23 protein-coding genes are annotated in these 20,680 nt (G+C 57.4%); 16 read left to right on the forward strand and 7 right to left on the reverse strand.

Translation table 11 applies throughout. The features are described from left to right. Positions 1-23: 23 nt before the first annotated feature. The gene (locus tag MST27_RS10635; RefSeq protein WP_243605944.1) at positions 24-236 is read right to left on the reverse strand and encodes a hypothetical protein; all 213 of its coding nucleotides are present in this window, start codon (positions 234-236) and stop codon (positions 24-26) included. 408 nt (positions 237-644) lie between these two features. Here MST27_RS10635 and MST27_RS10640 point away from each other — a divergent pair, with 408 nt between their 5' ends. Both MST27_RS10640 and MST27_RS10645 read left to right on the forward strand, forming a co-directional pair. Beyond that, the gene (locus MST27_RS10640; protein ID WP_243605945.1) at positions 645-893 is read left to right on the forward strand and encodes a hypothetical protein; all 249 of its coding nucleotides are present in this window, start codon (positions 645-647) and stop codon (positions 891-893) included. A 158-nt stretch (positions 894-1,051) separates the two neighbouring features. Beyond that, positions 1,052-3,799, forward strand: a complete 2,748-nt coding sequence (locus tag MST27_RS10645; RefSeq protein WP_243605946.1) for a cation-transporting P-type ATPase — start codon at positions 1,052-1,054, stop codon at positions 3,797-3,799. Between the two features lie 47 nt (positions 3,800-3,846). Here MST27_RS10645 and MST27_RS10650 read toward each other — a convergent pair whose 3' ends face one another. Continuing rightward, entirely contained in the window at positions 3,847-3,996 is a 150-nt protein-coding gene (locus MST27_RS10650; protein WP_243605947.1) for a hypothetical protein, read from the reverse strand. Between the two features lie 428 nt (positions 3,997-4,424). On the opposite strand from MST27_RS10650, the gene MST27_RS22515 reads away from it, so the two are divergent. The 5 genes from MST27_RS22515 to MST27_RS10680 all read left to right on the forward strand — a co-directional run bounded on the left by MST27_RS22515 (position 4,425) and on the right by MST27_RS10680 (position 7,654). After that, positions 4,425-5,381: a restriction endonuclease gene (locus tag MST27_RS22515; protein WP_243605948.1), complete on the forward strand. Its 957-nt coding sequence runs from the start codon at positions 4,425-4,427 to the stop codon at positions 5,379-5,381. A gap of 79 nt (positions 5,382-5,460) precedes the next feature. Beyond that, entirely contained in the window at positions 5,461-6,279 is an 819-nt protein-coding gene (locus MST27_RS10660; RefSeq protein WP_243605949.1) for a DUF4145 domain-containing protein, read from the forward strand. 477 nt (positions 6,280-6,756) lie between these two features. After that, a complete protein-coding gene (locus tag MST27_RS10670; protein ID WP_243605951.1) occupies positions 6,757-6,978 on the forward strand; it encodes a DNA-binding protein in 222 nt (73 codons plus the stop codon). After that, positions 6,975-7,208, forward strand: a complete 234-nt coding sequence (locus MST27_RS10675) for a hypothetical protein (RefSeq protein ID WP_243605952.1) — start codon at positions 6,975-6,977, stop codon at positions 7,206-7,208. Before MST27_RS10670 ends, MST27_RS10675 begins: the two co-directional genes overlap by 4 nt. Positions 7,209-7,327: 119 nt before the next feature. Next, entirely contained in the window at positions 7,328-7,654 is a 327-nt protein-coding gene (locus MST27_RS10680; RefSeq protein ID WP_243605953.1) for a tyrosine-type recombinase/integrase, read from the forward strand. On the opposite strand, the gene MST27_RS10685 is transcribed toward MST27_RS10680, so the two are convergent. Both MST27_RS10685 and MST27_RS10690 read right to left on the reverse strand, forming a co-directional pair. After that, on the reverse strand, positions 7,625-8,305 hold the full coding sequence (locus tag MST27_RS10685; protein WP_243605954.1) for a PIN domain-containing protein: 681 nt from the start codon (positions 8,303-8,305) through the stop codon (positions 7,625-7,627). The two genes, MST27_RS10680 and MST27_RS10685, sit on opposite strands and share 30 nt — an antisense overlap. 1,117 nt (positions 8,306-9,422) lie before the next feature. Continuing rightward, positions 9,423-9,725 (reverse strand): ArsR/SmtB family transcription factor, encoded by a 303-nt coding sequence (locus MST27_RS10690; RefSeq protein WP_172767913.1) that lies wholly within the window; start codon positions 9,723-9,725, stop codon positions 9,423-9,425. An 83-nt stretch (positions 9,726-9,808) separates the two neighbouring features. Between MST27_RS10690 and MST27_RS10695 the strand changes: the two genes are divergently transcribed. The 4 genes from MST27_RS10695 (at position 9,809) to MST27_RS10710 (ending at position 13,436) form a co-directional block, all read left to right on the forward strand. Next, positions 9,809-10,900, forward strand: coding sequence for an NADH:flavin oxidoreductase/NADH oxidase (locus tag MST27_RS10695; protein ID WP_031653041.1), 1,092 nt, complete (start codon positions 9,809-9,811; stop codon positions 10,898-10,900). Between the two features lie 124 nt (positions 10,901-11,024). Continuing rightward, on the forward strand, positions 11,025-12,014 hold the full coding sequence (locus MST27_RS10700; RefSeq protein ID WP_100548378.1) for a zinc-dependent alcohol dehydrogenase family protein: 990 nt from the start codon (positions 11,025-11,027) through the stop codon (positions 12,012-12,014). Between the two features lie 98 nt (positions 12,015-12,112). Beyond that, the gene (locus tag MST27_RS10705; protein ID WP_033999984.1) at positions 12,113-12,406 is read left to right on the forward strand and encodes a putative quinol monooxygenase; all 294 of its coding nucleotides are present in this window, start codon (positions 12,113-12,115) and stop codon (positions 12,404-12,406) included. Between the two features lie 10 nt (positions 12,407-12,416). Continuing rightward, positions 12,417-13,436, forward strand: coding sequence for a zinc-binding alcohol dehydrogenase family protein (locus MST27_RS10710; protein ID WP_003288728.1), 1,020 nt, complete (start codon positions 12,417-12,419; stop codon positions 13,434-13,436). Between the two features lie 232 nt (positions 13,437-13,668). Here the strand turns inward: MST27_RS10710 and MST27_RS10715 are convergent. The 3 genes from MST27_RS10715 to MST27_RS10725 all read right to left on the reverse strand — a co-directional run bounded on the left by MST27_RS10715 (position 13,669) and on the right by MST27_RS10725 (position 15,922). Continuing rightward, a protein-coding gene (locus MST27_RS10715; RefSeq protein WP_371263641.1) for an IS3 family transposase occupies positions 13,669-14,888 on the reverse strand; the annotation gives its coding sequence in 2 pieces (ribosomal slippage) (positions 13,669-14,543 and positions 14,543-14,888; 1,221 coding nt in all). 54 nt (positions 14,889-14,942) lie between these two features. Continuing rightward, entirely contained in the window at positions 14,943-15,122 is a 180-nt protein-coding gene (locus MST27_RS10720; protein ID WP_127838526.1) for a hypothetical protein, read from the reverse strand. A 56-nt stretch (positions 15,123-15,178) separates the two neighbouring features. After that, positions 15,179-15,922 carry an SDR family oxidoreductase gene (locus MST27_RS10725; RefSeq protein WP_031310677.1) on the reverse strand — a complete coding sequence of 248 codons (744 nt, stop codon included), beginning with the start codon at positions 15,920-15,922 and terminating at the stop codon, positions 15,179-15,181. 144 nt (positions 15,923-16,066) lie between these two features. On the opposite strand from MST27_RS10725, the gene MST27_RS10730 reads away from it, so the two are divergent. The 5 genes from MST27_RS10730 (at position 16,067) to MST27_RS10755 (ending at position 20,657) form a co-directional block, all read left to right on the forward strand. Then, a complete protein-coding gene (locus tag MST27_RS10730; protein WP_021206411.1) occupies positions 16,067-16,981 on the forward strand; it encodes a LysR family transcriptional regulator in 915 nt (304 codons plus the stop codon). Positions 16,982-17,077: 96 nt separating this feature from the next. Continuing rightward, positions 17,078-17,698 (forward strand): tyrosine-type recombinase/integrase, encoded by a 621-nt coding sequence (locus tag MST27_RS10735; RefSeq protein ID WP_003152807.1) that lies wholly within the window; start codon positions 17,078-17,080, stop codon positions 17,696-17,698. 320 nt (positions 17,699-18,018) lie between these two features. Next, a complete protein-coding gene (locus MST27_RS10745; RefSeq protein WP_042924881.1) occupies positions 18,019-18,963 on the forward strand; it encodes a chromate resistance protein ChrB domain-containing protein in 945 nt (314 codons plus the stop codon). Then, positions 18,956-20,320 carry a chromate efflux transporter gene (chrA, locus tag MST27_RS10750; protein WP_042924883.1) on the forward strand — a complete coding sequence of 455 codons (1,365 nt, stop codon included), beginning with the start codon at positions 18,956-18,958 and terminating at the stop codon, positions 20,318-20,320. Before MST27_RS10745 ends, chrA begins: the two co-directional genes overlap by 8 nt. 10 nt (positions 20,321-20,330) lie before the next feature. Beyond that, positions 20,331-20,657, forward strand: coding sequence for a rhodanese-like domain-containing protein (locus MST27_RS10755; RefSeq protein WP_042924886.1), 327 nt, complete (start codon positions 20,331-20,333; stop codon positions 20,655-20,657). Positions 20,658-20,680: the final 23 nt, after the last annotated feature.

Raw genomic sequence — 20,680 nt, forward strand, 5'->3', positions numbered from 1 at the left:
CCCCCCGCAGGCGAGTCGCTGAGTCAGCCGAGGCAGAGCTCGGCTTCCTCTTCTTCGGGCATTTCGTCGGTGACGATCACCCGCGCATGACAGGCGGTTTCTTCCTCCATCCGGAGGCCGAAATACCGCGTGTCATGCGCATCCCAGAACGCTTCGACCTGTGCCATGGTGGCGGCCTCGAGAAGGACCTCCAGGCTGTGTTCCAGGACGATCGTATAGAGTTTTTCGGCAGACATGATTGGCAGGCTCGCGCTCGATTCGGGACAGCCACTGCGTCGTTGCAGCGGTGATGTCATTCTGACAGTCACCGGCGCATTTACGGTGCCCACTCATCGCCTGTTCACTGTCATCCGCTGAACGGTTGGTTCGCGCGGCTGTCTATGTGGCCCCTCGCCAGTGCTTCCCCGCCGGTCATACCGAAATCAACAATATGCAAGCTTAGGCGACATATCTGCAGCCAAATCGCCGTGCGTCAAGGCCTACGAGCACAGCGCTGTCGTCATTTTCTATTTTCGATCCCAGCGACGGGCCGCCAGAACCTGCTTCGATTGTTTACCTGTGCAAGTAAACAATATCGACCTGTCATCTAACGAGACATATCGTTCCGCTAGCTGGCGAATGCCGGCCCAACAGAAGGAATTGATATGAGCGGCTTGAGCGTGGTGTGGTTGATGATGGGAATCGCAGTGTGCGTCGTGTTGGTCCTGACGATCCTGCTCTGGCTGCAATGGCTCCGCGCCGAGCAGCGCAAGGCGGAGCTCAGCGTGTTGCGCCACCTGGTCCAGAGCCTGGGCGAGGTCATTCATCGCCTCGAGCGCGAAAAGGCCGAGCTCGCGGCCGGTTTGCGGGCCGAGCAGGGCCAGGTGGAGCAACTGAAGCGACGGTTGATCTAGACGGCCCCGGTGCGACCGGCCTGGGCGGTGCCGGCATGTCGCCAGGCCGAACAGCGATTGGCGAACCACTCATTGACCTGGGCCAATGGTGTTTTCCGCACGCGTTGCAACAATGCTCAGGCATGACCTGAACAGGGTTGGACACGCGAGGAGACGACATGACCGCTGACGAAGCCGGGCTCACCCCCCAGACCCGCGCCGGCGCGGCTGACCGGCCGACCACAGTGCCCTGGCATGCCCTTTCGCCCGGGGAGGTCGAGACGATGCTGGAGGCGAGCCCCGACGGGCTGACGGCGGCCGAGGTCCAGGCGCGCCTCTTGCGCGACGGGCCGAACGCGTTGCCCACGCCTAAGGCGCGCAGCCTGATCGTTCGCTTTCTGTCGCAATTCAACAATTTGCTGATCCTGGTCCTGCTGGGGGCCGCCGTGCTGACAGCCATTCTGGGTCACTGGACAGATGCCGGGGTGATCGTCGCGGTTTGCCTGCTCAACGCCACGGTCGGCTTCGTACAGGAGGGCAAGGCCGAGCACGCGCTGAGCGCGATCCGCCACATGCTATCGGCCAGCGCCACGGTGCGGCGTGATGGTCATCGTCTGGCCGTACCGGCCGAGCAGCTCGTCGCGGGCGACCTGGTGCTGCTCGAGGCCGGAGACAAAGTGCCGGCCGACTTGAGGCTGCTGTGGGCGAAGAATCTGCAGGTGCAGGAGGCTGCGCTGACCGGCGAATCCGTGCCCGTCGACAAGGCGATCGAAGCGGTGCCTCACGAAGCCCCATTGGGGGATCGGATCTGCATGGCATTTTCCGGCACCCTGGTGACCCACGGGCAGGCACGTGGCGTTGTGGTCGCTACCGGCACCTCAACCGAGATCGGGCGTATCAGCCGCCTGATGGCCGGGCTCGATCCCATCGAGACGCCTCTGCTGCGGCAGATGACCGGCTTCGCCCGCACCCTGACTGCCGTCGTGCTGGGCATCGCCGTGCTGGTGTTCTGCTTGGCAGCGCTGGTGCATGACTACGGTCTTGGCGATCTGTTCATGGCAGTGGTCAGCCTGGCGGTTGCGGCTATCCCTGAAGGGTTGCCGGCCATCCTGACCATCACCCTGGCGATCGGTGTGCAGCGCATGGCCCGCTGCAGCGCGATCATTCGGCGTCTGCCGGCGGTCGAGACGCTGGGCTCGGTGTCGATCATCTGTACCGACAAGACCGGGACCTTGACCCGCAATGAGATGACGGTGCGTAGCGTCGCCCTGTCGGCTGCACAGGTCGTTGTGGAGGGTGTCGGCTACGAGCCGCACGGCGGCTTCAGCGTCGAGGGGCGGGATCGCCTGGCCGAGGATGTTCCGACGCTGGTCGAACTGGCGCGCGCCGCCGCGTTGTGCAACGACGCCGCCTTGCGTCAGCAGGGCGAGGCCTGGAGCGTGGAAGGCGACCCGATGGAGGCCGCGCTGCTGGTGCTGGCGGCCAAGGCCGGCATCGATCGCGCCGAAGAAGCTCGGCGCCTGCCGCGTACGGACCTGATTCCCTTCGAGTCCGAACACCGGTTCATGGCCACGCTGCACCACGATCATCAGGGGCGCGGGGTGGTCTACGTCAAGGGTGCGCCGGAGCGGATCCTCGCGATGTGCGCTTCGCAGCGCGACGAGGCAGGTGATCTCCCGCTCGAGGCCGAGGCCTGGCACGCCCGGATACAGGCGATGGCCGAACAGGGCCAGCGGGTGTTGGCACTGGCCACGCGAGCGGGTGACCCGTCACGGCAACCCCTCCAGTTCGCGGACGTAGAAAGCGGTCTGGTCCTGCTCGGGTTGGTGGGCATGATCGACCCGCCACGAACCGAGGCCATCGCCGCCGTGGCCGACTGTCGGGGCGCCGGTATCCGGGTCAAGATGATCACGGGTGATCATGCCGTGACGGCACGCGCCATCGCTGCGCAAATCGGTTTGCAGAACACCGCCTCGGCGCTGACCGGCGCGGACATCGAGGCATTGGACGACCCGGCCCTGGCACGCATTGCCCCCGAGATCGACGTGTTCGCGCGGGCCAGCCCCGAGCACAAGTTGCGGTTGGTGCAGGCGCTTCAAGGGCAGGGTTTTGTCGTCGCGATGACCGGCGACGGCGTGAACGATGCGCCGGCACTCAAGCGAGCCGATGTCGGGATCGCCATGGGACAGAAAGGGACCGAAGCGGCGAAGGAGGCGGCGGAGGTCGTGCTGGCCGACGACAATTTCGCCTCCATCGCCCGCGCCGTGCATGAGGGCAGAACGGTATATGACAACCTGAAGAAGGCCATCGCGTTCCTGCTGCCGATCAACGGGGGCGAGTCACTGAGCGTGGTCATCGCCATCCTCGCCGGGCTGACCCTGCCGATCACACCGCTGCAGATCCTCTGGATCAACATGGTTAGCTCCATCGGGCTGGCGTTGGCGCTGGCCTTCGAGCCAGCCGAGCGCGACGTGATGCAACGCCCGCCGCGGGCAGCGGGCGAAGCCTTGCTGTCGCGTTTCCTGATCTGGCGGATCGCCTTCGTCTCGCTGCTGATGACGCTCGGCATCTTCGGCCTGTTCGAGTGGGCCCTCTGGCAGGGCGCCGACGAGGCGACCGCGCGTACCGTCGCCGTCAATACGCTGGTGGCGATGGAAGTCTTCTACCTGTTCAGCGTGCGTTACTTGAATGCACACTCGCTGACGTTCCAGGGCGTGCTCGGCACTCCGCCGGTCCTTATCGCCATCACCGTGGTGACCGCCCTGCAGCTGGTGTTCACCTACGCCCCTTTCATGGCCGCACTGTTCGACTCCCGACCGTTGACCCTGATGCAGGGCGTGCCCGTTCTGGTCGCCGGCGTCCTGCTGTTCGCGGTGTTGGAGGTGGAGAAACGGATCCTGCGAAGGAGGCGGGCGGCGGCTGGGTGAGAAAGGTGGCGTCTCGAAGAGATCGCAGATGTGGGTTAGCCCAGAGGCTAGGCCGCGATGATGATTGCAAGCGCGATGCTGAGCCCGATGATGCAATCGGCGCAGATAGACATCGCCATCAGCTTCGTGCGGTCGTGGTTAGAGAAGGGGACTCGATTGGCAACGCTGGCAACAAGGCCAAACCCAAGAGTGACCATGGCAGACTCCTTTTTCGCGCATGCTAATCCGTCGCGCTGGAAAGGGGGGTGAGGTGAGTCGCTGTCTGCCCAGGATTAGGCGGATTGAAAAAGCAAAAACCCCTGATTCGCCAAGAAATCAGGGGCTTCAGCCGGGGGGGATTTGAACCCCAATCTGTGCTTCGCTTTTTCCTGCAAAGCCCCGCTTTATGGGCCTTTTCTCCTCGTGTTGCGCGCATTGTGCTGCGTTAGCCAGCAGTGATCTCGACACTCTTTCGACACAGTAGCTGTGTGGCGTATCAATCCTGATTTAAGCTGCCAAGATATCCGGTGCCATATCTGGAGCGCGTTGGAGTAAAGCCGCTGCGGCGACAGGGGTGTGACATAAGGTGTCAATCAAATATTTTTCTGCTCGTCAAGCTTAATTTAACAAGCATGGAGTAACTGTTGTGGTTGAGGGAATTAAGAAAGGCTGGCGATGGGCGCTGGGGAATTTCTGGAATGTATTTAGTATTGTGGGTGTGATTGCGACGTTTTATTTTGGACTGTTCTACATACCCGACTACGCAAGAGAAAACCTCTACAGCAGGTCTGCACTAGCCCAGGAAGAGATAATTCATGAGGTCGGTGAGCGCTTGTTCGCTGGTGAAGCCATTCCGATTAAAGATATAGAGTTCGCGATTGAGCAAAAAGAAATTTTCTACAAAATCGATTTTCCCTATAGCACAAAGCAAATATTGTTACTCATTAGTAACGATTTTTCCAAAAATAACTACATACCACTAGCCAAGCGAAATGAAGTAAAGTCTGAAATTAATAAAATTATAGATGAAATCAAGCGGCCGCCGGTCAAAGGGGTGAAATGGTTTGATTTTAACTATTTTCAGTTAATGCTGATTGTGCCGTTTTTGGTGTCAGGGATAATTGGTCTTTTTAGCATTGTCCAAAAGAATAAAAAGGATTCTGAGATTGAGATAGAGTTGGATGAGGAAAATATTCCGTTTGAAGAGGGGACGGTTAGGTATAGAGAGCATGAATATTTTCTGATGGTAGAGGACGCTCTCAAAGAGTTGGGCTTGGAAATATCGAAACCATCTAAAGTCGGTTCTCAGTCGTTTGGTCCTGACTTTGAAATAACTTCTCAGAATGGTGGTTTTGTTATAGAAACTAAAGCCTATCGGCAGAAGGTAGGGGTTAACACTATTCGGAGTTTTATATACATAGTTAGGCAAATGGATAAACCTGGTATTTTGGTTTCTACCTCGACATTGACTGTGCGGGCAAAGCAATTGCTTCAGCAGTACAATGAGAAGAATGAAAAGATGAAAGCTTATTTTGTTTTCGGTGTAACTAAGAGTGATATTAAGGCGGGCATCAAATCCAAGTTGGATAGTTGCGGCTTGTAATGTCGGCCTGCCTTTATTAATTAGTTCGGCAAAGGCGAAGCGAGCTGTGATGAAGTTTGGCTAAGGCGGGAGTGAAGAAATGGCTGAGAATACAAATAAAGTGCCTGAAATTAACAAAACAGCTTTTTGCTGCCCTCATTGTAGCGCCTACACTACGCAGCATTGGAGCTGCCTATATTCAAGCCCTTATCCAGCGGACAATAAAACTCCAAATATTCCGGATCAAGGGTTGAAGAAGCAATTTCAAGATGATCGAGAGCTAAAGGGCGAGATGAAAGCTCGGCTTATTGAGTGGATAGATAGAATGTCTGTCGGCAAGCCGTTTATCGAGATCAAAGAGGATTCTAAATACCTCCGTCGTGAGCTGATGAACCTAAATATTTCTGAGTGTTATAACTGTAATGATATCGCTATTTGGGTACATGATCAGTTGGTTTGGCCTAACTCAAAGATTGACATCCAGCCTAATCAGGACCTTCCTTTGCATGTTAAGAGTCTTTTCGAGGAGGCGCGGGAAATCGTTGCGTTGTCGCCAAAGGGGGCTGCTGCTCTTCTCCGGCTTAGCATTCAACACCTATGCAAAGAATTAGGGGAGAGCGGCAAGAGTATTGATAAGGACATTGCAAGTCTTGTTGCAAAGGGATTAAACCCATTGGTTCAACAGGCGTTAGATGTTGTTAGGGTCATCGGGAATGAAGCTGTGCATCCGGGCGAGATAGATCTCGATGATAACCGAGATACGTCACTTCAGCTGTTCAATCTAATTAATCTAATATGCAATCAAATGATTACCCAGCCCAAAGAAGTTAAAGCTCTTTATGACAGGCTTCCTGAGAAAAAGCTTCAAGGGATTGATCAGCGAAATAGAAAGGCAATTGAGGGGGAGGGAAGTGACTAGCAGTTACGTTCCGCCGCTCACTATCTAAACGTGCGCTGGGCGATACCATCGCTTAGCTACTTCCAGTGTGATTGCTATCCCTCGCTGGGTTGGCTCAAGTTCCGGTTGGCTTCGTCGTAGTCGGGGCTGGTTTGGCCGATCTCCGGGGCTATCTGCCCGCTCGCAATCCAAAAAGCATATTGAGGGAACATCTTTACGATGGCCTCTATGTCTTCTTCGTTTGCACGTCTCTTGCCGTTTCGCAGGTGATACCAGCTGCTTCGGTCGATACCCGTCAGCTTTTCGAGCTTAGGAGCCGAGAGCCCTTGGCTGTCCCAAACGGATATCAATCTATCTCTTATCATTCCGAAAACGTCTAAAAAGCTTGCACATAGTGGTGGTTTCTATGTGAAGACTAGCCTATATCTTGTTCGTTCCTTGCACTATTTGCAATGTATTTAATGCTGGATATAGCAGAACAAAGCGGAGATCACGGGAATGCTACCACCAGAAGGGATCGACTCCCAGAAGCTGCACGGCGCTCCACCACTGATGCCCTGGCAGAAGTTCACCGAGTGGATCGGCATGGGTGACGAACCCATCGTGGTGCGCACCTGGTTGGATCGTAGCTACCTGCCTTCGAAGAAGGTAGGCAAGCGCACGATGGTCAACGTGGCCCTGCTACAGCAGCAGCTTCTCGAGCAGGAGTGGACGCTATGAGCAAGGCAGACGACAGCCTCGACCTGTGCAGCCTCAAGACCTTCGCCGGAATGGCCGGTGTATCCGTCGAAGAAGCCGCCGATTGGGCCGCCACCGGCACGATTCCGACGATGCGCCTCGCCGACTTCCGCATGGTCAACCTCGCGCGCCTGCGGGCCGACCTCGGAGTGAGAGCTGACGAACGAGCAGATAGCCGAACTGCTGGAGTGGATCCGCAGCGGCTGCGATAGCCCGCATGTCGCGCTGGTGGCAATGATCTGTCTGGCGACCGGGGCGCGATGGTCCGAGGCCGAGAGGTTGCAGCCAGGAGCTATCCGAAACGGAGTCTTCACGTTCAGCAGGACCAAAAGTGAAGGTTCGGTCGGTCCCAATCTCGCCGGAGCTGGAAAAGAAGATAACGAAGCACTGGAAGCGCTACGGGCATTTCACCCCGGCGATAACCTCGTTCCGGCGTGCGCTGGCAAGAACCACGATCAGGCTACCGAAAGGGCAGGCCGCTCATGCACTGCGGCACACCTTCGCCAGCCACTTCATCCAGAACGGCAGCAATATTCTTACGCTACAGAAGATCCTGGGGCATTCGAGCTTGGCCATGACGATGCGGTACGCGCATCTGGCGCCGGATAATCTTTTAGACGCAGTGAAGCTAGGCCCCTTGCGTAGCTTCGGGGAGTGAGTAGGAGACGTTTTTCCCGTTCGCCTTCACATATCCACTTTTGCGCAGTGTTGCGTAGATTTGCTCAATCTCTTTGATCGGGGTTGATTTACCGACCTTCGAATGGATGGTGTTAAGTAGTGTCTTGGTCGTCTTTGGCTTAGATGTCTTTCGCCCAATTAGATCGGCTATGACGGCTTTGACCACAGGATCTTCAGCCGTTGGCGCAGGAGCTTTTGCAGTAGCTTGAGGCTTTGGCTTGGGGGGCGGACTGACCGGCTTAGGGGTTGCCTCACCGGAAGTCTTGAAGCAGGGCATCTCTTCAATCGATTCTGAGCGTAACGCGAAGATTCCCTTGCTCTTTAGGTGCTTCAGAAGCGGGTCGAAGCCTTTATCCCGGGAGATTATGTGGTAGAACCCGGTAGGGTCCGCATTAGCCAACTGCCCGAGGTAATAGGCAATATGAAAGTCCAATGCATTAGCGCCAGGGGTGTCGAGCTGGATGTAGTCGGCTCGCTGACCTAGTCGATGTACCGATACCGCCAGCTCTGTAGGAAGCCTGGTGTTATTTGGGCCTAAAAAAACCCTCAGGCAGAAGTGCGGTTCGCTGAGCAGCGCCAGGGACGACGCTTGGACATTCTCGTAATCGATCAAAACGTAATTGGTGCGCATCCTTTCGTCCTAGGTCTTCCTTGCGAACATCTGCCGCCGTGCTCAAAGGTTGGAATTGCCGCCCAAGCTGCGACACTTCTTCGATACCCGCTACTCCAGACAGCAAAAACCCCTGAAATTCTGTAGGAAAATCAGGGGTTTATGTGCTTCTAATTGGTGGAGCCGGGGGGATTTAAATTACATGTATAACCTATTGTTTTAAATAGATTTATTTGCAGATCCATTATTAAGTGCCCCCATAAGTGCCCCCGTGCACGTATTTCCGATGAGCGGCTATTTGAGGAGTTGAACTGGCGTCCTGAATTATCGTGCTGCGACCGGGCGAGTCCAGTCAGCCACCGGCGAGTGTTCAATGGAGTCGGTCGTGTACAGCATAGCCTCGGTTATCTGGCTACGAGGGTTTAAGTCCAGCTCAGACCGGACGCTGGGTAGATGTAAGGTCACGTAGTTGGGTATTTTCAGCGGTAGCGCACCATAGGCTCATCTAGGACGATTTGAGCTGAGGTGCGGTATGAGACACTCGATGGCTACCTGCCACAACTGTGGCAAAGCTATGGTTCCGAGAGCGACATATAGCCCTGGTTTCTGGGGATATTCGCCTTCGTCGAATCACTGTCCCTTTTGCCTTAGTGAGAACTGGCACGGCGGGAATCCAGGATTAGGAGCTCAACTGTTCGCTTTGGTTGGCCTGACTTTGGGCGTTCTGACCTGTGTGTTGGTGGGGGCATTTTTCTTCAAAGTGCAGTGGTGGCTCGGCATTGAAGGGCAATGGCCTCTATTGACCCTTGTAACCTGCGCGGTGTCGGTTTTTGCGGGATATCGTTTTTACAACTGGTTTGTGGATTGCTGACAAGGTGGTAATTCAGGGACGACAGGCAGGAACCGGCCAGCTAGCGGCCTGTCGTAAGCGGCGTAATCTGTAGACGAGCCACCGATACTGCGCACAAGCGAAACGCTCCAGCTGCTCGATTGAGGCCATCTGGGTAAGGCGTTTACGTCGGGACTAGTCATGCTTCCGCAGTCAGCGGCGAGGTAGTCCCTGAGCTCACTGGAGCCCAGGGTTTCGAAGCAGGCCGTCTTCAGCGTCTTCCTCGATGAATTGACTCTCAAGCCAGCCTTAGCCGCGCTGAGATAAGATCGTCTCGAGCAAACCAGGAAATCGATTGTTCAAATCATCCCTGCGCAACGAGTTCATATGGGTCGTGCCGATGGTTTGGGTTTGGACCAACCCGGCATCTCGCAGCACCCTGAAGTGATGGGACATGGTGGACTTTGGTCGGCCACCGTCCAATTCGCCACAGCTGGCTTCGCCCAGTTCGGCAAGGCGTCGGACGATCTCCAGGCGCACAGGATCGCTCAAGGCGTATAGCAGACGCTCGAGGACGATTTCAGTGACGGGAGGGTGTTTGTAGGGGCGCATGAACGAAGCATACACGGGTTTGCTCTATCTCCATAGTTCGAATACTATCGAATTAACGTAATAGACAACCCTCGGAGAAACCAATGTCTGCGCTGTTCCAACCCTTCACGCTTAAAGACGTCACGCTTCGCAACCGTATTGCGATTCCCCCTATGTGCATGTACTCGTCAAACGATGGCCTGATCAACGAGTGGCACAGAGTTCACTACGCCTCCCTTGCGCGTGGCGGGGCGGGGTTGGTGATTGTCGAAGCAACCGCTGTAGCGCCAGAAGGGCGGATCACTCCTGGCTGTGCGGGTATTTGGAACGATGAGCTGGCCCAGGCCTTCGTACCGGTGGTGCAGTCGATCAAGGCAGCCGGCTCGGTCCCCGGCCTGCAGATCGCCCACGCCGGTCGCAAGGCAAGCGCAAACCGTCCATGGGAAGGCGATGACCACATCGCTGAAGATGACGCCCGTGGCTGGCAGACCATCGCTCCATCGGCCATAGCTTTTGGCGGTCACCTGGCCAAGCAGCCGCAAGCCATGACGCTGGAAGACATTGCCCGTGTGCGTGAGGATTTCGTCGCAGCCGCTCGCCGTGCGCGTGACGCTGGCTTCGAGTGGCTGGAGCTGCATTTCGCCCATGGTTATCTGGCCCAGTCGTTCCTGTCCGAACACTCCAACCATCGCGATGACGCCTACGGCGGCAGTTTCGACAACCGTAGCCGCTTCCTGCTTGAAACGCTGGCGGCTGTTCGTGAGGTTTGGCCGGAGCACCTGCCGCTAACCGCTCGTCTAGGGGTTATCGAATACGACGGCCGGGACGAACAGACGCTGACCGAGGCTATCGAACTGACACGTCGCTTCAAAAATGGTGGCCTGGATCTGCTGAGCGTCAGCATTGGTTTCACCATCGCTGAAACCAACATTCCCTGGGCGCCTGGCTTCATGGGCGAAGTTGCCCAGCGCGTGAAGCGTGAGGCGGGGATACCAGTGGCTTCGGCATGGGGCTTCGGCACGCCAAGCGTTGCCGAAGAAGCGGTCAAGAGCGGTCAGCTGGACTTGGCGATGATTGGGCGAGCACATCTGGCCAATCCAAATTGGTCCTATCTTGCCGCCCAAGAGCTGGGCGTAGAGCGTGCGTCCTGGACCTTGCCGGCTCCCTATGCTCACTGGCTTGAACGCTACAAGTGACCCGCCGGTGCGAGACGGCTGACCTGGCCTGATCGCCCGCTGCCCCAGCGCTATGAGCGCTGGTGGCTACCTGGCTGAGCCGCTCATGGCTCGGTCCTTCCGATAGATAGCTGAGGATTACGCTATGTCTCGCGTCATACGCTTTCATCGCACCGGTGAACCGGAGGTTCTCCAGATCGACGAGATCGACGTGCCAGCTCCCGGCGCGAACGAGGTTCAAATCAACGTCAGGGCGCTCGGCATCAACCGGGCTGAAGTGATGTACCGCACAGGCCAGTACGTCATCGAACCGACGTTTCCCGCCATGCTGGGCTATGAAGCGGCTGGGAACGTGGCTGCAGTGGGGCCCGGTGTGGTCGGCTTCGCTGTTGGCGATGTGGTCAGCGTAGTGCCCGCGTTCTCCTTTGACGAATACGGCTTGTACGGTGAGTTGGTCAACGCACCGGCTCACGCGGTGGTCAAACACCCGGAAGTGCTCTCTTTCACGGAGGCAGCAGCGACCTGGATGAAGTTTGTCACCGCCTATGGCGCATTGATCGAGCTCGGTGGGCTGCAGGCCGGGGAGGCTGTGCTGATCCGTGCGGCGTCCAGCAGCGTGGGGCTTGCCGCTATCCAGATTGCGAACATGGTGGGCGCCGTTCCTGTGGCGCTGACCCGCACCAGCGACAAGCGCGAAGCCTTGCTTCAAGCGGGGGCGGCGGCAGTCATCGCGACCCAGGAGCAGGACATGGTGGCTGAGGTCATGACGGTGACTCATGGCAAAGGCGCTCGCATGGCCTTCGATCCCGTTGGCGGACCCGAAGTGGCCTTGGTGCTCAAGGCGCTAGCGAACCACGGCATCTTCTTCCAGTACGGCGCTTTGGACACTCGGGATATCCCTGTGTCGGTCATGGACCTGCTCGGCAAGCATCTGACGCTGCGCGGTTATCAGCTGTTCGAGATCACCCAGAATCGAGAAAAACTCGAACGGGCCAAGCACTTCATCAATGAAGGGCTCGCCTCTGGACAGCTGCGTCCGGTGATCGACCGTACATTCAGCTTCGACGAGATGGCCGAGGCTCACCGGTACATGGAATCGAATGCCCAGGTGGGCAAGATTGTCGTAACGCTGTAAACCACGTTCAGGTCTTCGCGGCATGGCCGGTAGGGTCACCTTCGGTAAGCCCATGCCAGTTCGATGCGTCTTTCACACATGCACAGACAGGAGGTTCGATGACCACCCCACTCACACTGGTTGCCACATTGGTCGCCAAGGCCGGCTCCGAAGATGAGCTCCAGCAGACGCTGCAGGATCTGCAAGGCCCAAGTCGCGCCGAAGCGGACTGCATCCAATACGACTTTCATAAAGATGCAGAACAGCCTCGCACCTTCCATATGGTTGAGCAGTGGCGAGACGAAGCGGCGCTGACTGCGCACGAGGCCACCCCGCATTTCCAGGCAGCGCTGCCGGTTATCGAGCGCGCCGCCGAAAAATTCTCCGTCATGAAAATGTACCGCGTCTCCTGAGGAGCTCCGAATGAAAGCGATTGCACACTTCAAATGCCTGCCTGTTGAGAACCCTGACGCCCTCGTGGAGATCGATCTACCCGAGCCAGTGCCGGGGCCGCGCGACCTGCTGGTAGAAGTCAAGGCCGTATCGGTCAACCCGGTCGATACCAAAGTCCGCCAGGGCTACGTGCCGCATACAGACGAAACACAGCCGCGCATCCTCGGTTGGGACGCTGCCGGCGTGGTCAAGTCGGTCGGTTCCGACGTAACGCTGTTCAAGCCCGGTGACAAGGTGTGGTACGCCGGGTCGCTGATCCGCCCGGGCAGCAACAGTGAGTTGCAGCTGGTAGACGAGCGCATTGTCGGATCGATGCCACAGTCGCTGGAGTTCGCCCAGGCCGCGGCGCTTCCCCTGACGTCTCTGACCGCTTGGGAATTGCTATTTGATCGCCTCGGCGTAGCGCGCGACACCACCGACCGTGGCGAAACGCTGCTGATCATTGGCGCTGCAGGCGGGGTGGGTTCAATCATGACTCAGCTGGCGCGTCAGTTGACCGGCCTGACCGTCATTGGTACGGCTTCGCGCCCTGAAACCCAGGCCTGGGTCACCGAACTCGGCGCCCATTACGTGATCGATCACACCAAACCACTGAGCGAAGAGCTCAAGCGCATCGGCCTTCCGCAGGTCAGCTACGTCGCAAGCCTGACGCAGACCGATCGGCATTACGAGCAGATCATCGAGTCACTGAAGCCACAGGGCAGGTTGGGCCTGATCGATGACCCGGCCACGCTGGACGTCGTACCGCTCAAACGCAAGAGCCTGTCGCTGCACTGGGAGCTGATGTACACGCGCTCGCTGTACGAGACCGAGGACATGCAGGAGCAGCACAACATCCTCAATGAAGTGGCCCGCCAGATCGATGCGGGTGTGTTGCGCACCACCGTTGGCGAAAACTACGGGCGTATCAGCGCCGAAAACCTACGTCGCGCCCATGCCTTGCTGGAGAGCGGCAAGGCAAAGGGCAAGATCGTTCTGGAGGGCTTCTGACGGTATCTGGCTACCGGCTCATGCGGTAGGTAGCCAATGCTGGATTCAAGAGTAGCGCCCATGAGCGATTCAGTGAGCGCCTTGAAATGCCTCCTATTGAGATCGTCTCGCAAGACCATCACCCAGCCGTCAACGACTTCATCCGAAACGTCCAACTAATAGGAACCCCATATGAACAACGCTACCGGCTATGCCTGGACTTGCCCCTACAAAACCGGACACCAACTCCCCGTTAAATTGATGCTGCTGCCAAGCGCCTGAACTCCCTCGGCGAGCGGTATTTCAAAGCGCTGTGCGGATGCTGCTCGTTGTAATGCTCGAAGGCAATTGCCAGGTTGCGCAGCGCCGTTTCTCGATCCGGTTTGGGCATGTGCGCCACGTAGTCACGCTTGATCGTCTTCACGAAGCTCTCAGCCATGCCGTTGCTTTGCGGGCTGCGAACTGGGGTGGTCACCGGCTGCAAGCCGATCTGTCGAGCAAACAGGCGTGTCTGTTCGGCGGTGTACGCCGAGCCGTTGTCGCTTAGCCATTGCACCGGCGTGGCGGGCAGTTGATCACCAAAGCGCTTCTCCACGCTTTCCAGCATCAAATCGCGGATATCATCGCCGCTGTACCCGGTCGGGCTCGCGACCCAGCCGATGGCTTCGCGATCACAGCAATCCAGGGCGAAGGTCACGCTCAGTTTGGCGCCGTCCTTGCAACGGAACTCAAAGCCGTCCGAGCACCAACGCGTATCGCTGGCTTCCACCGCAATACGGCCTTCGTGCCGACGCGGCACACCGGGCTGTTTGATGCGGCGCTCAAGCAGCAAGTTGTGATCACGCATGACCCGGTAAACCCGCTTCACATTGATCGCCGGTAGCGACTGGGTTTCACGGGCGCGACGCAGCAATCCCCAGACGCGGCGGTAGCCGTAGCTGGGAAGTTCGCTGACCTGTTGCTGGATTTCAACTACCAGATCAGCATCGTTCACAGGCCTGCTCCGCCGTACTTTGGGGGATGCCGATTGCTTGATTCGAACCGTTAATTGCGAGCGCGCCACACCGAGACATTCGCTGACCAGCTTCACTGGTCGTCCCCCGGCAACAAGGGTGAGTGCGCAATCCATTTTCGCGACCGGGCGATCTCCACGGCCTCTTTGAGGATTTCTGCTTCCATCGTTTTCTTGCCCAGCATCCGTTGCAGTTCACGGATCTGCTTGAGCGCATCGCTCAGCTCGGAGGCAGGTACCACGGCTTCGCCAGCACTGACCGCCGACAAACTGCCGTCTTGGTAAAGCTTGCGCCACAGGAATAGTTGGTTGGCATTGATGCCGTTACGCCGAGCCACCAACGAAACGCTCTGCCCGGGCTCAAGGCTCTCTCGAACCATGGTCAGCTTTTGCTCAGGGCTCCAGCGGCGCCGCCGCTCCCGACCCAAAAGCTCCCCACTCTTATCGTTGCTATTAGTCATAAACATAACCGTTTGCCTATCCCTTATCGTAAGGGGGAAACGGTGTCCTGTCTTTCAGGGGGCTCGTTCATCGATTGGGTTAACGCCGCTGGCTTTAATCTTTACCAGTACCTGCCCTTGTTGTGGCGAAGGCTTTGCGACTTCGACTTCAAGCAGGGTGCTCGCGTCATAGCTGTCTAGGCGCAAGGCCTTCATCAGTCCCCCACTCGAAAGCGATTCAGTTACGTTGCTCACAGCTTTTCACTCCATATAAGCGGGGCCTGACGCCGAAGCGGCAGGCCCTAAACTCATTAGAATTCCTGCACGGTTGGGCGCAGAACGATCTCGTTAATATCCACGTCAGCAGGCTGCTCAATTGCGAAGGCGATAGCTCGAGCGACCGATTCGGCGGGAATTGCATGCTTGTAGAAGTCCACCACGAAATCGCGGCTCTGTTGGTGGGTGCTGCCGAATTTCAGTTCGGAGTCCACGGCGCCCGGTTCGATAGTCGTGGTGCGGATGCTGCCACCGACTTCGTGACGCAGTCCTTCGGAGATAGCCCGCACAGCAAACTTGGTGCCGCTGTACACGGTGCCACCTGGGCTAAACACCTTCAGGCCTGCAACCGATGCGATGTTGATGAAGTGACCACTGTTTTGTTTCTGGAAGACTGGCAATGCAGCCGCGACTCCGTACAGCAGACCCTTGATGTTGATATCGATCATGCGATCCCACTCGTCAGTGCGAGCATCGCTGAGCGGTGCAATCGCCATCAGTCCGGCATTGTTGACCAGTACATCAATGCGACCGTAGGTGTCCACGGCACCTTGAATGAGCGTTTTGACCTCTTCCTGAGAGGTAACATCGGTCTGATACGCGATTGCCTGACCACCTGCATTGGTCAGCTCAGCCACCAATGCGTCGAGTTTATCTTTGCGACGTGCAGCCAGCACTACGCGAGCGCCAAGCGCAGCAAGGTGGCGCGCAGTAACCTCACCCAGGCCGCTACTGGCACCGGTGATAACGACAACTTTTCCAGAAATGTTATTGCTCATGCTGAGAACCTCATCGGCGGGTTTGTACTTCGCCATGGCTGGTTAACCTGGCAGTGCGCAAACTTTAGACCCATGATTGATCTCAATAAATGGAAATGATTAGATTATGCTATTCCTGAAAATGGAATAAATGAGAGGGGCAACATGCTTAACCGCATGGAGATGGTTAGGATTTTTTGCACAGCAGCAGAGGCAGGTAGCTTCCGCCAAGCGGCAACTCGATTAGGCATCTCCCCACAAGGGGTGACTCGAGCCATTCAAGCCCTGGAAACTGAGCTTGGCGAATCACTGTTCCACCGCAATACCCGCCAGGTGAGCATCACTGCTTTCGGTCAGGATTACGCCAAAGATGCCAGGTCAGCTCTGGATCATTTCGATACGCTATTCCGGTCGCACAGGACGGAGCCTGAGCTGTCAGGTAGGGTGGGGATTACGGCTCCACATGCTATTGGCAGGCGCTTCCTGATACCGTTTCTTCAGCCCCTGGCCGCTGCACATCCTGACCTGCAATTCGATCTCCGCTTGGAAGATCAGATGACTGATGCTGTTGAGGCGCATATCGATATTGGTATCAGGGTGGGGGTTATTCGCGACCGGCGCTACGTTGCACGTGCCTTAGCTCCCGTGCCGTTTTACGTTGTCGCGTGCCCGTCTCTCATAGGCCAAAAGACACCACCTGAATCTTTGGATGCCTTAGCTAAGCTGCCACTTTCAGTCCTGATCGACCGGAAAAATGGCCGCCCTTGGCCTTGGCTATTTGCCGACGGGCAAACGTTCACGCCCAGGCAGCCAGCGCTTATCTGTGATGATCCAGATACGGAATTGGAAGCCACCCTGGCAGGCATGTGTTTTGGCCAAATTCCTGCCTATCTGGCTGAGCCTCATCTGCGGTCAGGAAAGCTGGTTGCTGTTTTGGCTGATCTCGCTCCAGCGCCATGGGATCTGTTCATATACCGCCCGCAGCAGGGTCCTGTATCGAAGCGGGTGCGATTGGTGTACGACCACCTTAAGCAGGCTTTCTCAAACCCCAAGCTATTTCCCCAAGGCCTGGGGACATAGCGATGCATACCTGCCAGCCAATCGTCCGCTATTGGCCGGTTAGCGACCATTTTTCTGGCTAGCCATGCTTGGCCTCCCACATGTGGAGGACTTGCCATGAACATCACTGCTACCTGCACCCGCCGGCCCTGGAACAAAGGAAAGTTGGTCGGACAGAAAACCCCGCTCCGGCTGAGAGATATCTGGGCCATCCGAGTAAGGCTTCAGCTTGCAGAACGAACCCGGGATCTGGCTCTGTTCGATCTGGCCATCGACAGCAAGCTTCGAGCCTGCGACTTAACTAAGCTCCGTGTATGCGACGTTGCTCATGGCGAGCATGTGTCATCACGAGCAATGGTTATGCAGCAGAAAACGAAGCGACCAGTGCAGTTCGAAATTACTGAGCAAACACGGTCTGCTCTCGCGGCCTGGATACACCAAGCCCAGCTCCGTAGCCAGGACTGCCTTTTCCCGAGCAGGCTGCACACCTCAGACCATCTATCCACTCGTCAATACGCTCGTATCGTCAAAGGCTGGGTGCAAGCCATTGGCCTTGATCCGGCCATGTATGGCACTCACACAATGAGACGTACAAAGGCATCACTGATCTATCGCAGGACAAAGAACTTGCGGGCCGTTCAACTTCTGCTTGGCCATACGAAGCTGGAGAGCACCGTTCGATATCTTGGGATTGAGGTCGACGACGCCTTGGAAATGGCAGAGCAGACCGAGGTTTGACCATGTATAGCGACGGTCGAAGNAAAGGCATCACTGATCTATCGCAGGACAAAGAACTTGCGGGCCGTTCAACTTCTGCTTGGCCATACGAAGCTGGAGAGCACCGTTCGATATCTTGGGATTGAGGTCGACGACGCCTTGGAAATGGCAGAGCAGACCGAGGTTTGACCATGTATAGCGACGGTCGAAGTCAGGCCGTCGCTAACCGGCCAAAAGCGACCAGTCGTAACGGGCAATCATCGGCCAACTATTTAGTGCTTCACAATCACCCAGAGCAAGAATAGAGTAAAGATTACTACCTAATAGGTATTCTACTCTACATGAATAGTTGGCTATCTCTGATCATCGCCTTGCCGACCGCTAACGCCACAGAGCGGATGCGTGCCTGGCGTGCCCTCAAGAGCAGTGGCGCAGCGGTACTGCGCGATGGTGTCTATTTGCTGCCTGATACTCCCGCCTGCCGGGAAGCGTTGGAAGCTGTTGAGCGCGACGTGCTGGGTAGCAATGGCACGGCCTTTCTGTTGCCCATCAATGATCCGCAAGGCGAGCGCTTTATCGAGTTGTTCGACCGTAGCGAGGACTACGCCAAGCTGCGCGTCGAGATCGAGGCGTGCCAGGCTCAACTGACTTCGGATAACGCCCTCACTAGCACCAAGCAGGTACGCAAGCTGCGCAAGGCATTTGCGCAGCTTGCGGCCATCGACTTCTTCCCTGCGGCAGCGCGGAAACAGACCGACACGGCCCTCAAAACACTTGAAACGGCCATCAGTCGGGCACTTTCGCGGGATGAGCCGAGCAGTCAGGATCAGCCTATCGAACAGCTGGATCGCCGCGACTACCAGGGCCGCCTCTGGGCTACGCGCAAGCGGCCCTGGGTCGACCGCCTGGCCAGTGCCTGGCTGATTCGGCGCTGCATCGATCCGAGAGCCCGCATTCTCTGGTTGGACACACCGAATGATTGCCCTGCTGACGCGCTGGGCTTCGATTTCGACGGTGCGACCTTTAGCCATGTCGGCAGTCGCGTCACCTTCGAAACCCTGCAAGCCAGCTTTGCACTGGTCGAGCCAGGCCTAAGCCGCATCGCGGCTCTGGTGCATTACCTGGATGTCGGTGGCGTTCAACCCGCTGAGGCTGTTGGCATCGAGCGTGTATTGGCCGGGCTGCGCGAAACCATCCTCAATGACGACCAGTTGCTAACGGCTGCTTGCGCCATCTTCGATGGGTTGCTGGCGGCATTTGTGAAAGAAGAGACCCCTGATGAATGAAACCACACTGCCGCCTGTAGAGCAGGATCTGCCACGTGCCGAGCCTGTCAGTTTGTTCCAGGCTTTTCTGTTCTGGCTCAAGCTCGGTTTCATCAGTTTCGGCGGCCCAGCCGGACAGATCTCGATCATGCACCAGGAGCTGGTGGAGCGTCGGCGCTGGATCTCTGAGCGGCGTTTTCTGCATGCGCTGAACTACTGCATGCTGCTGCCCGGCCCGGAGGCCCAGCAACTGGCCACCTATATCGGCTGGCTGATGCACCGCACCTGGGGTGGTGTGATTGCCGGGGTGCTGTTTGTGCTGCCCTCGCTGTTTATCCTGATCGCGCTGTCGTGGGTCTATATCGCTTTCGGTGATGTGCCGGTGGTGGCCGGACTGTTCTATGGGATCAAGCCCGCCGTGACCGCCATCGTGGTGCAGGCCGCTCATCGCATCGGCTCCCGTGCCCTGAAGAACAACTGGCTGTGGGCGATAGCTGCCGCCTCGTTTGTGGCGATATTCGCCCTCAACCTGCCGTTCCCGCTGATCGTGCTGGTGGCCGCAGTGATCGGTTATTTCGGTGGGCGTTTCGTCCCAGAGAAGTTCAGCATCGGCGGTGGTCATGGCGCGGCCAAGCAGTCTTACGGCCCAGCGCTGATTGATGATGAAACCCCGACACCGGAACATGCGCGCTTCCGCTGGCCACGACTGCTCTTGCTGGCAGCGATAGGTGCAACGCTGTGGGCGTTGCCCATGGGGCTGTTGACCGCTCTATTCGGCTGGGAAGGCACGCTGACGCAGATGGGCTGGTTCTTCACCAAGGCCGCACTGCTGACCTTCGGCGGTGCCTATGCGGTACTACCCTATGTCTACCAGGGTGCAGTCGGCCACTACGGCTGGCTGACCCCGACACAGATGATCGACGGTCTGGCTCTGGGTGAAACTACGCCAGGGCCACTGATCATGGTGGTGGCCTTCGTCGGTTTTGTCGGTGGCTACGTGCAGCAGGTATTCGGTGTCGATCAGGCCTTCTTGGCCGGTGTCGTGGCCGCCAGCCTGGTCACCTGGTTCACCTTCCTGCCGTCCTTCCTGTTCATTCTTGCGGGCGGCCCGCTGGTGGAATCGACCCACAACGAACTGAAGTTCACCGCGCCGCTGACGGCCATCACCGCCGCCGTGGTCGGGGTAATCCTCAATCTGGCGCTGTTCTTTGGTTATCACGTGCTCTGGCCGCAAGGCTTCGAGGGGGCTTTCGACTGGCCTTCGGCGCTAATTGCCCTGGCGGCAGCGGTAGCCTTGTTTCACTTTAAACGCGGTGTCATCCAAGTGCTGATGGCCTGTGCTTTGGCCGGACTGGTGGTACACCTGCTGCAAAACTGAGAGGTAGAAGATGAGCAGAATCTCGATATGCGAACTGGCGGAATGGCAGGCAGCAGATCGGGCGTTCACTTTGCTGGATGTGCGCCGTACGAGCGTGCGGCTTGCCGATGCCGAAGAAATTCCCGACGCACACTGGCGTGATCCCGAGGCTGTCTTCACCTGGAAAGATCAGGTTTCACGGGACAGGCCAGTGATTGTCTATTGCGCCAAGGGGCGTGAAATCAGCCAGGGCATCGCCGCCACATTGGAGGCCATGGGCCTGGATGCTCGCTTCTTGATCGATGGCTTTGCTGGCTGGTACGGCGCTGGCCGGCCCACCCGTAGCATATCGAGGTAGTGGATCTCCGCCGATATGACGCG

It is taken from the genome of Stutzerimonas marianensis (genome assembly GCF_022810315.1).
Classification (GTDB): Bacteria; Pseudomonadota; Gammaproteobacteria; order Pseudomonadales; family Pseudomonadaceae; genus Stutzerimonas; species Stutzerimonas marianensis.

What these genes read in the sequence shown, in the direction of transcription:
- MST27_RS10660 (WP_243605949.1), top strand. Translation starts at nt 5,461, where the DNA reads ATGGCTGAGAATACAAATAAAGTGCCTGAAATTAACAAAACAGCTTTT.
- MST27_RS10675 (WP_243605952.1), top strand. Translation starts at nt 6,975, where the DNA reads ATGAGCAAGGCAGACGACAGCCTCGACCTGTGCAGCCTCAAGACCTTC.
- MST27_RS10650 (WP_243605947.1), bottom strand. Translation starts at nt 3,996, where the DNA reads ATGGTCACTCTTGGGTTTGGCCTTGTTGCCAGCGTTGCCAATCGAGTC.
- MST27_RS10735 (WP_003152807.1), top strand. Translation starts at nt 17,078, where the DNA reads ATGAACATCACTGCTACCTGCACCCGCCGGCCCTGGAACAAAGGAAAG.
- MST27_RS10670 (WP_243605951.1), top strand. Translation starts at nt 6,757, where the DNA reads ATGCTACCACCAGAAGGGATCGACTCCCAGAAGCTGCACGGCGCTCCA.
- MST27_RS10755 (WP_042924886.1), top strand. Translation starts at nt 20,331, where the DNA reads ATGAGCAGAATCTCGATATGCGAACTGGCGGAATGGCAGGCAGCAGAT.
- MST27_RS10745 (WP_042924881.1), top strand. Translation starts at nt 18,019, where the DNA reads ATGAATAGTTGGCTATCTCTGATCATCGCCTTGCCGACCGCTAACGCC.
- MST27_RS10710 (WP_003288728.1), top strand. Translation starts at nt 12,417, where the DNA reads ATGAAAGCGATTGCACACTTCAAATGCCTGCCTGTTGAGAACCCTGAC.
- MST27_RS10705 (WP_033999984.1), top strand. Translation starts at nt 12,113, where the DNA reads ATGACCACCCCACTCACACTGGTTGCCACATTGGTCGCCAAGGCCGGC.
- MST27_RS10690 (WP_172767913.1), bottom strand. Translation starts at nt 9,725, where the DNA reads ATGCGCCCCTACAAACACCCTCCCGTCACTGAAATCGTCCTCGAGCGT.
- MST27_RS10695 (WP_031653041.1), top strand. Translation starts at nt 9,809, where the DNA reads ATGTCTGCGCTGTTCCAACCCTTCACGCTTAAAGACGTCACGCTTCGC.
- MST27_RS10730 (WP_021206411.1), top strand. Translation starts at nt 16,067, where the DNA reads ATGCTTAACCGCATGGAGATGGTTAGGATTTTTTGCACAGCAGCAGAG.
- MST27_RS10635 (WP_243605944.1), bottom strand. Translation starts at nt 236, where the DNA reads ATGTCTGCCGAAAAACTCTATACGATCGTCCTGGAACACAGCCTGGAG.
- MST27_RS10645 (WP_243605946.1), top strand. Translation starts at nt 1,052, where the DNA reads ATGACCGCTGACGAAGCCGGGCTCACCCCCCAGACCCGCGCCGGCGCG.
- MST27_RS10725 (WP_031310677.1), bottom strand. Translation starts at nt 15,922, where the DNA reads ATGAGCAATAACATTTCTGGAAAAGTTGTCGTTATCACCGGTGCCAGT.
- MST27_RS10700 (WP_100548378.1), top strand. Translation starts at nt 11,025, where the DNA reads ATGTCTCGCGTCATACGCTTTCATCGCACCGGTGAACCGGAGGTTCTC.
- MST27_RS10685 (WP_243605954.1), bottom strand. Translation starts at nt 8,305, where the DNA reads ATGCGCACCAATTACGTTTTGATCGATTACGAGAATGTCCAAGCGTCG.
- chrA (WP_042924883.1), top strand. Translation starts at nt 18,956, where the DNA reads ATGAATGAAACCACACTGCCGCCTGTAGAGCAGGATCTGCCACGTGCC.
- MST27_RS10640 (WP_243605945.1), top strand. Translation starts at nt 645, where the DNA reads ATGAGCGGCTTGAGCGTGGTGTGGTTGATGATGGGAATCGCAGTGTGC.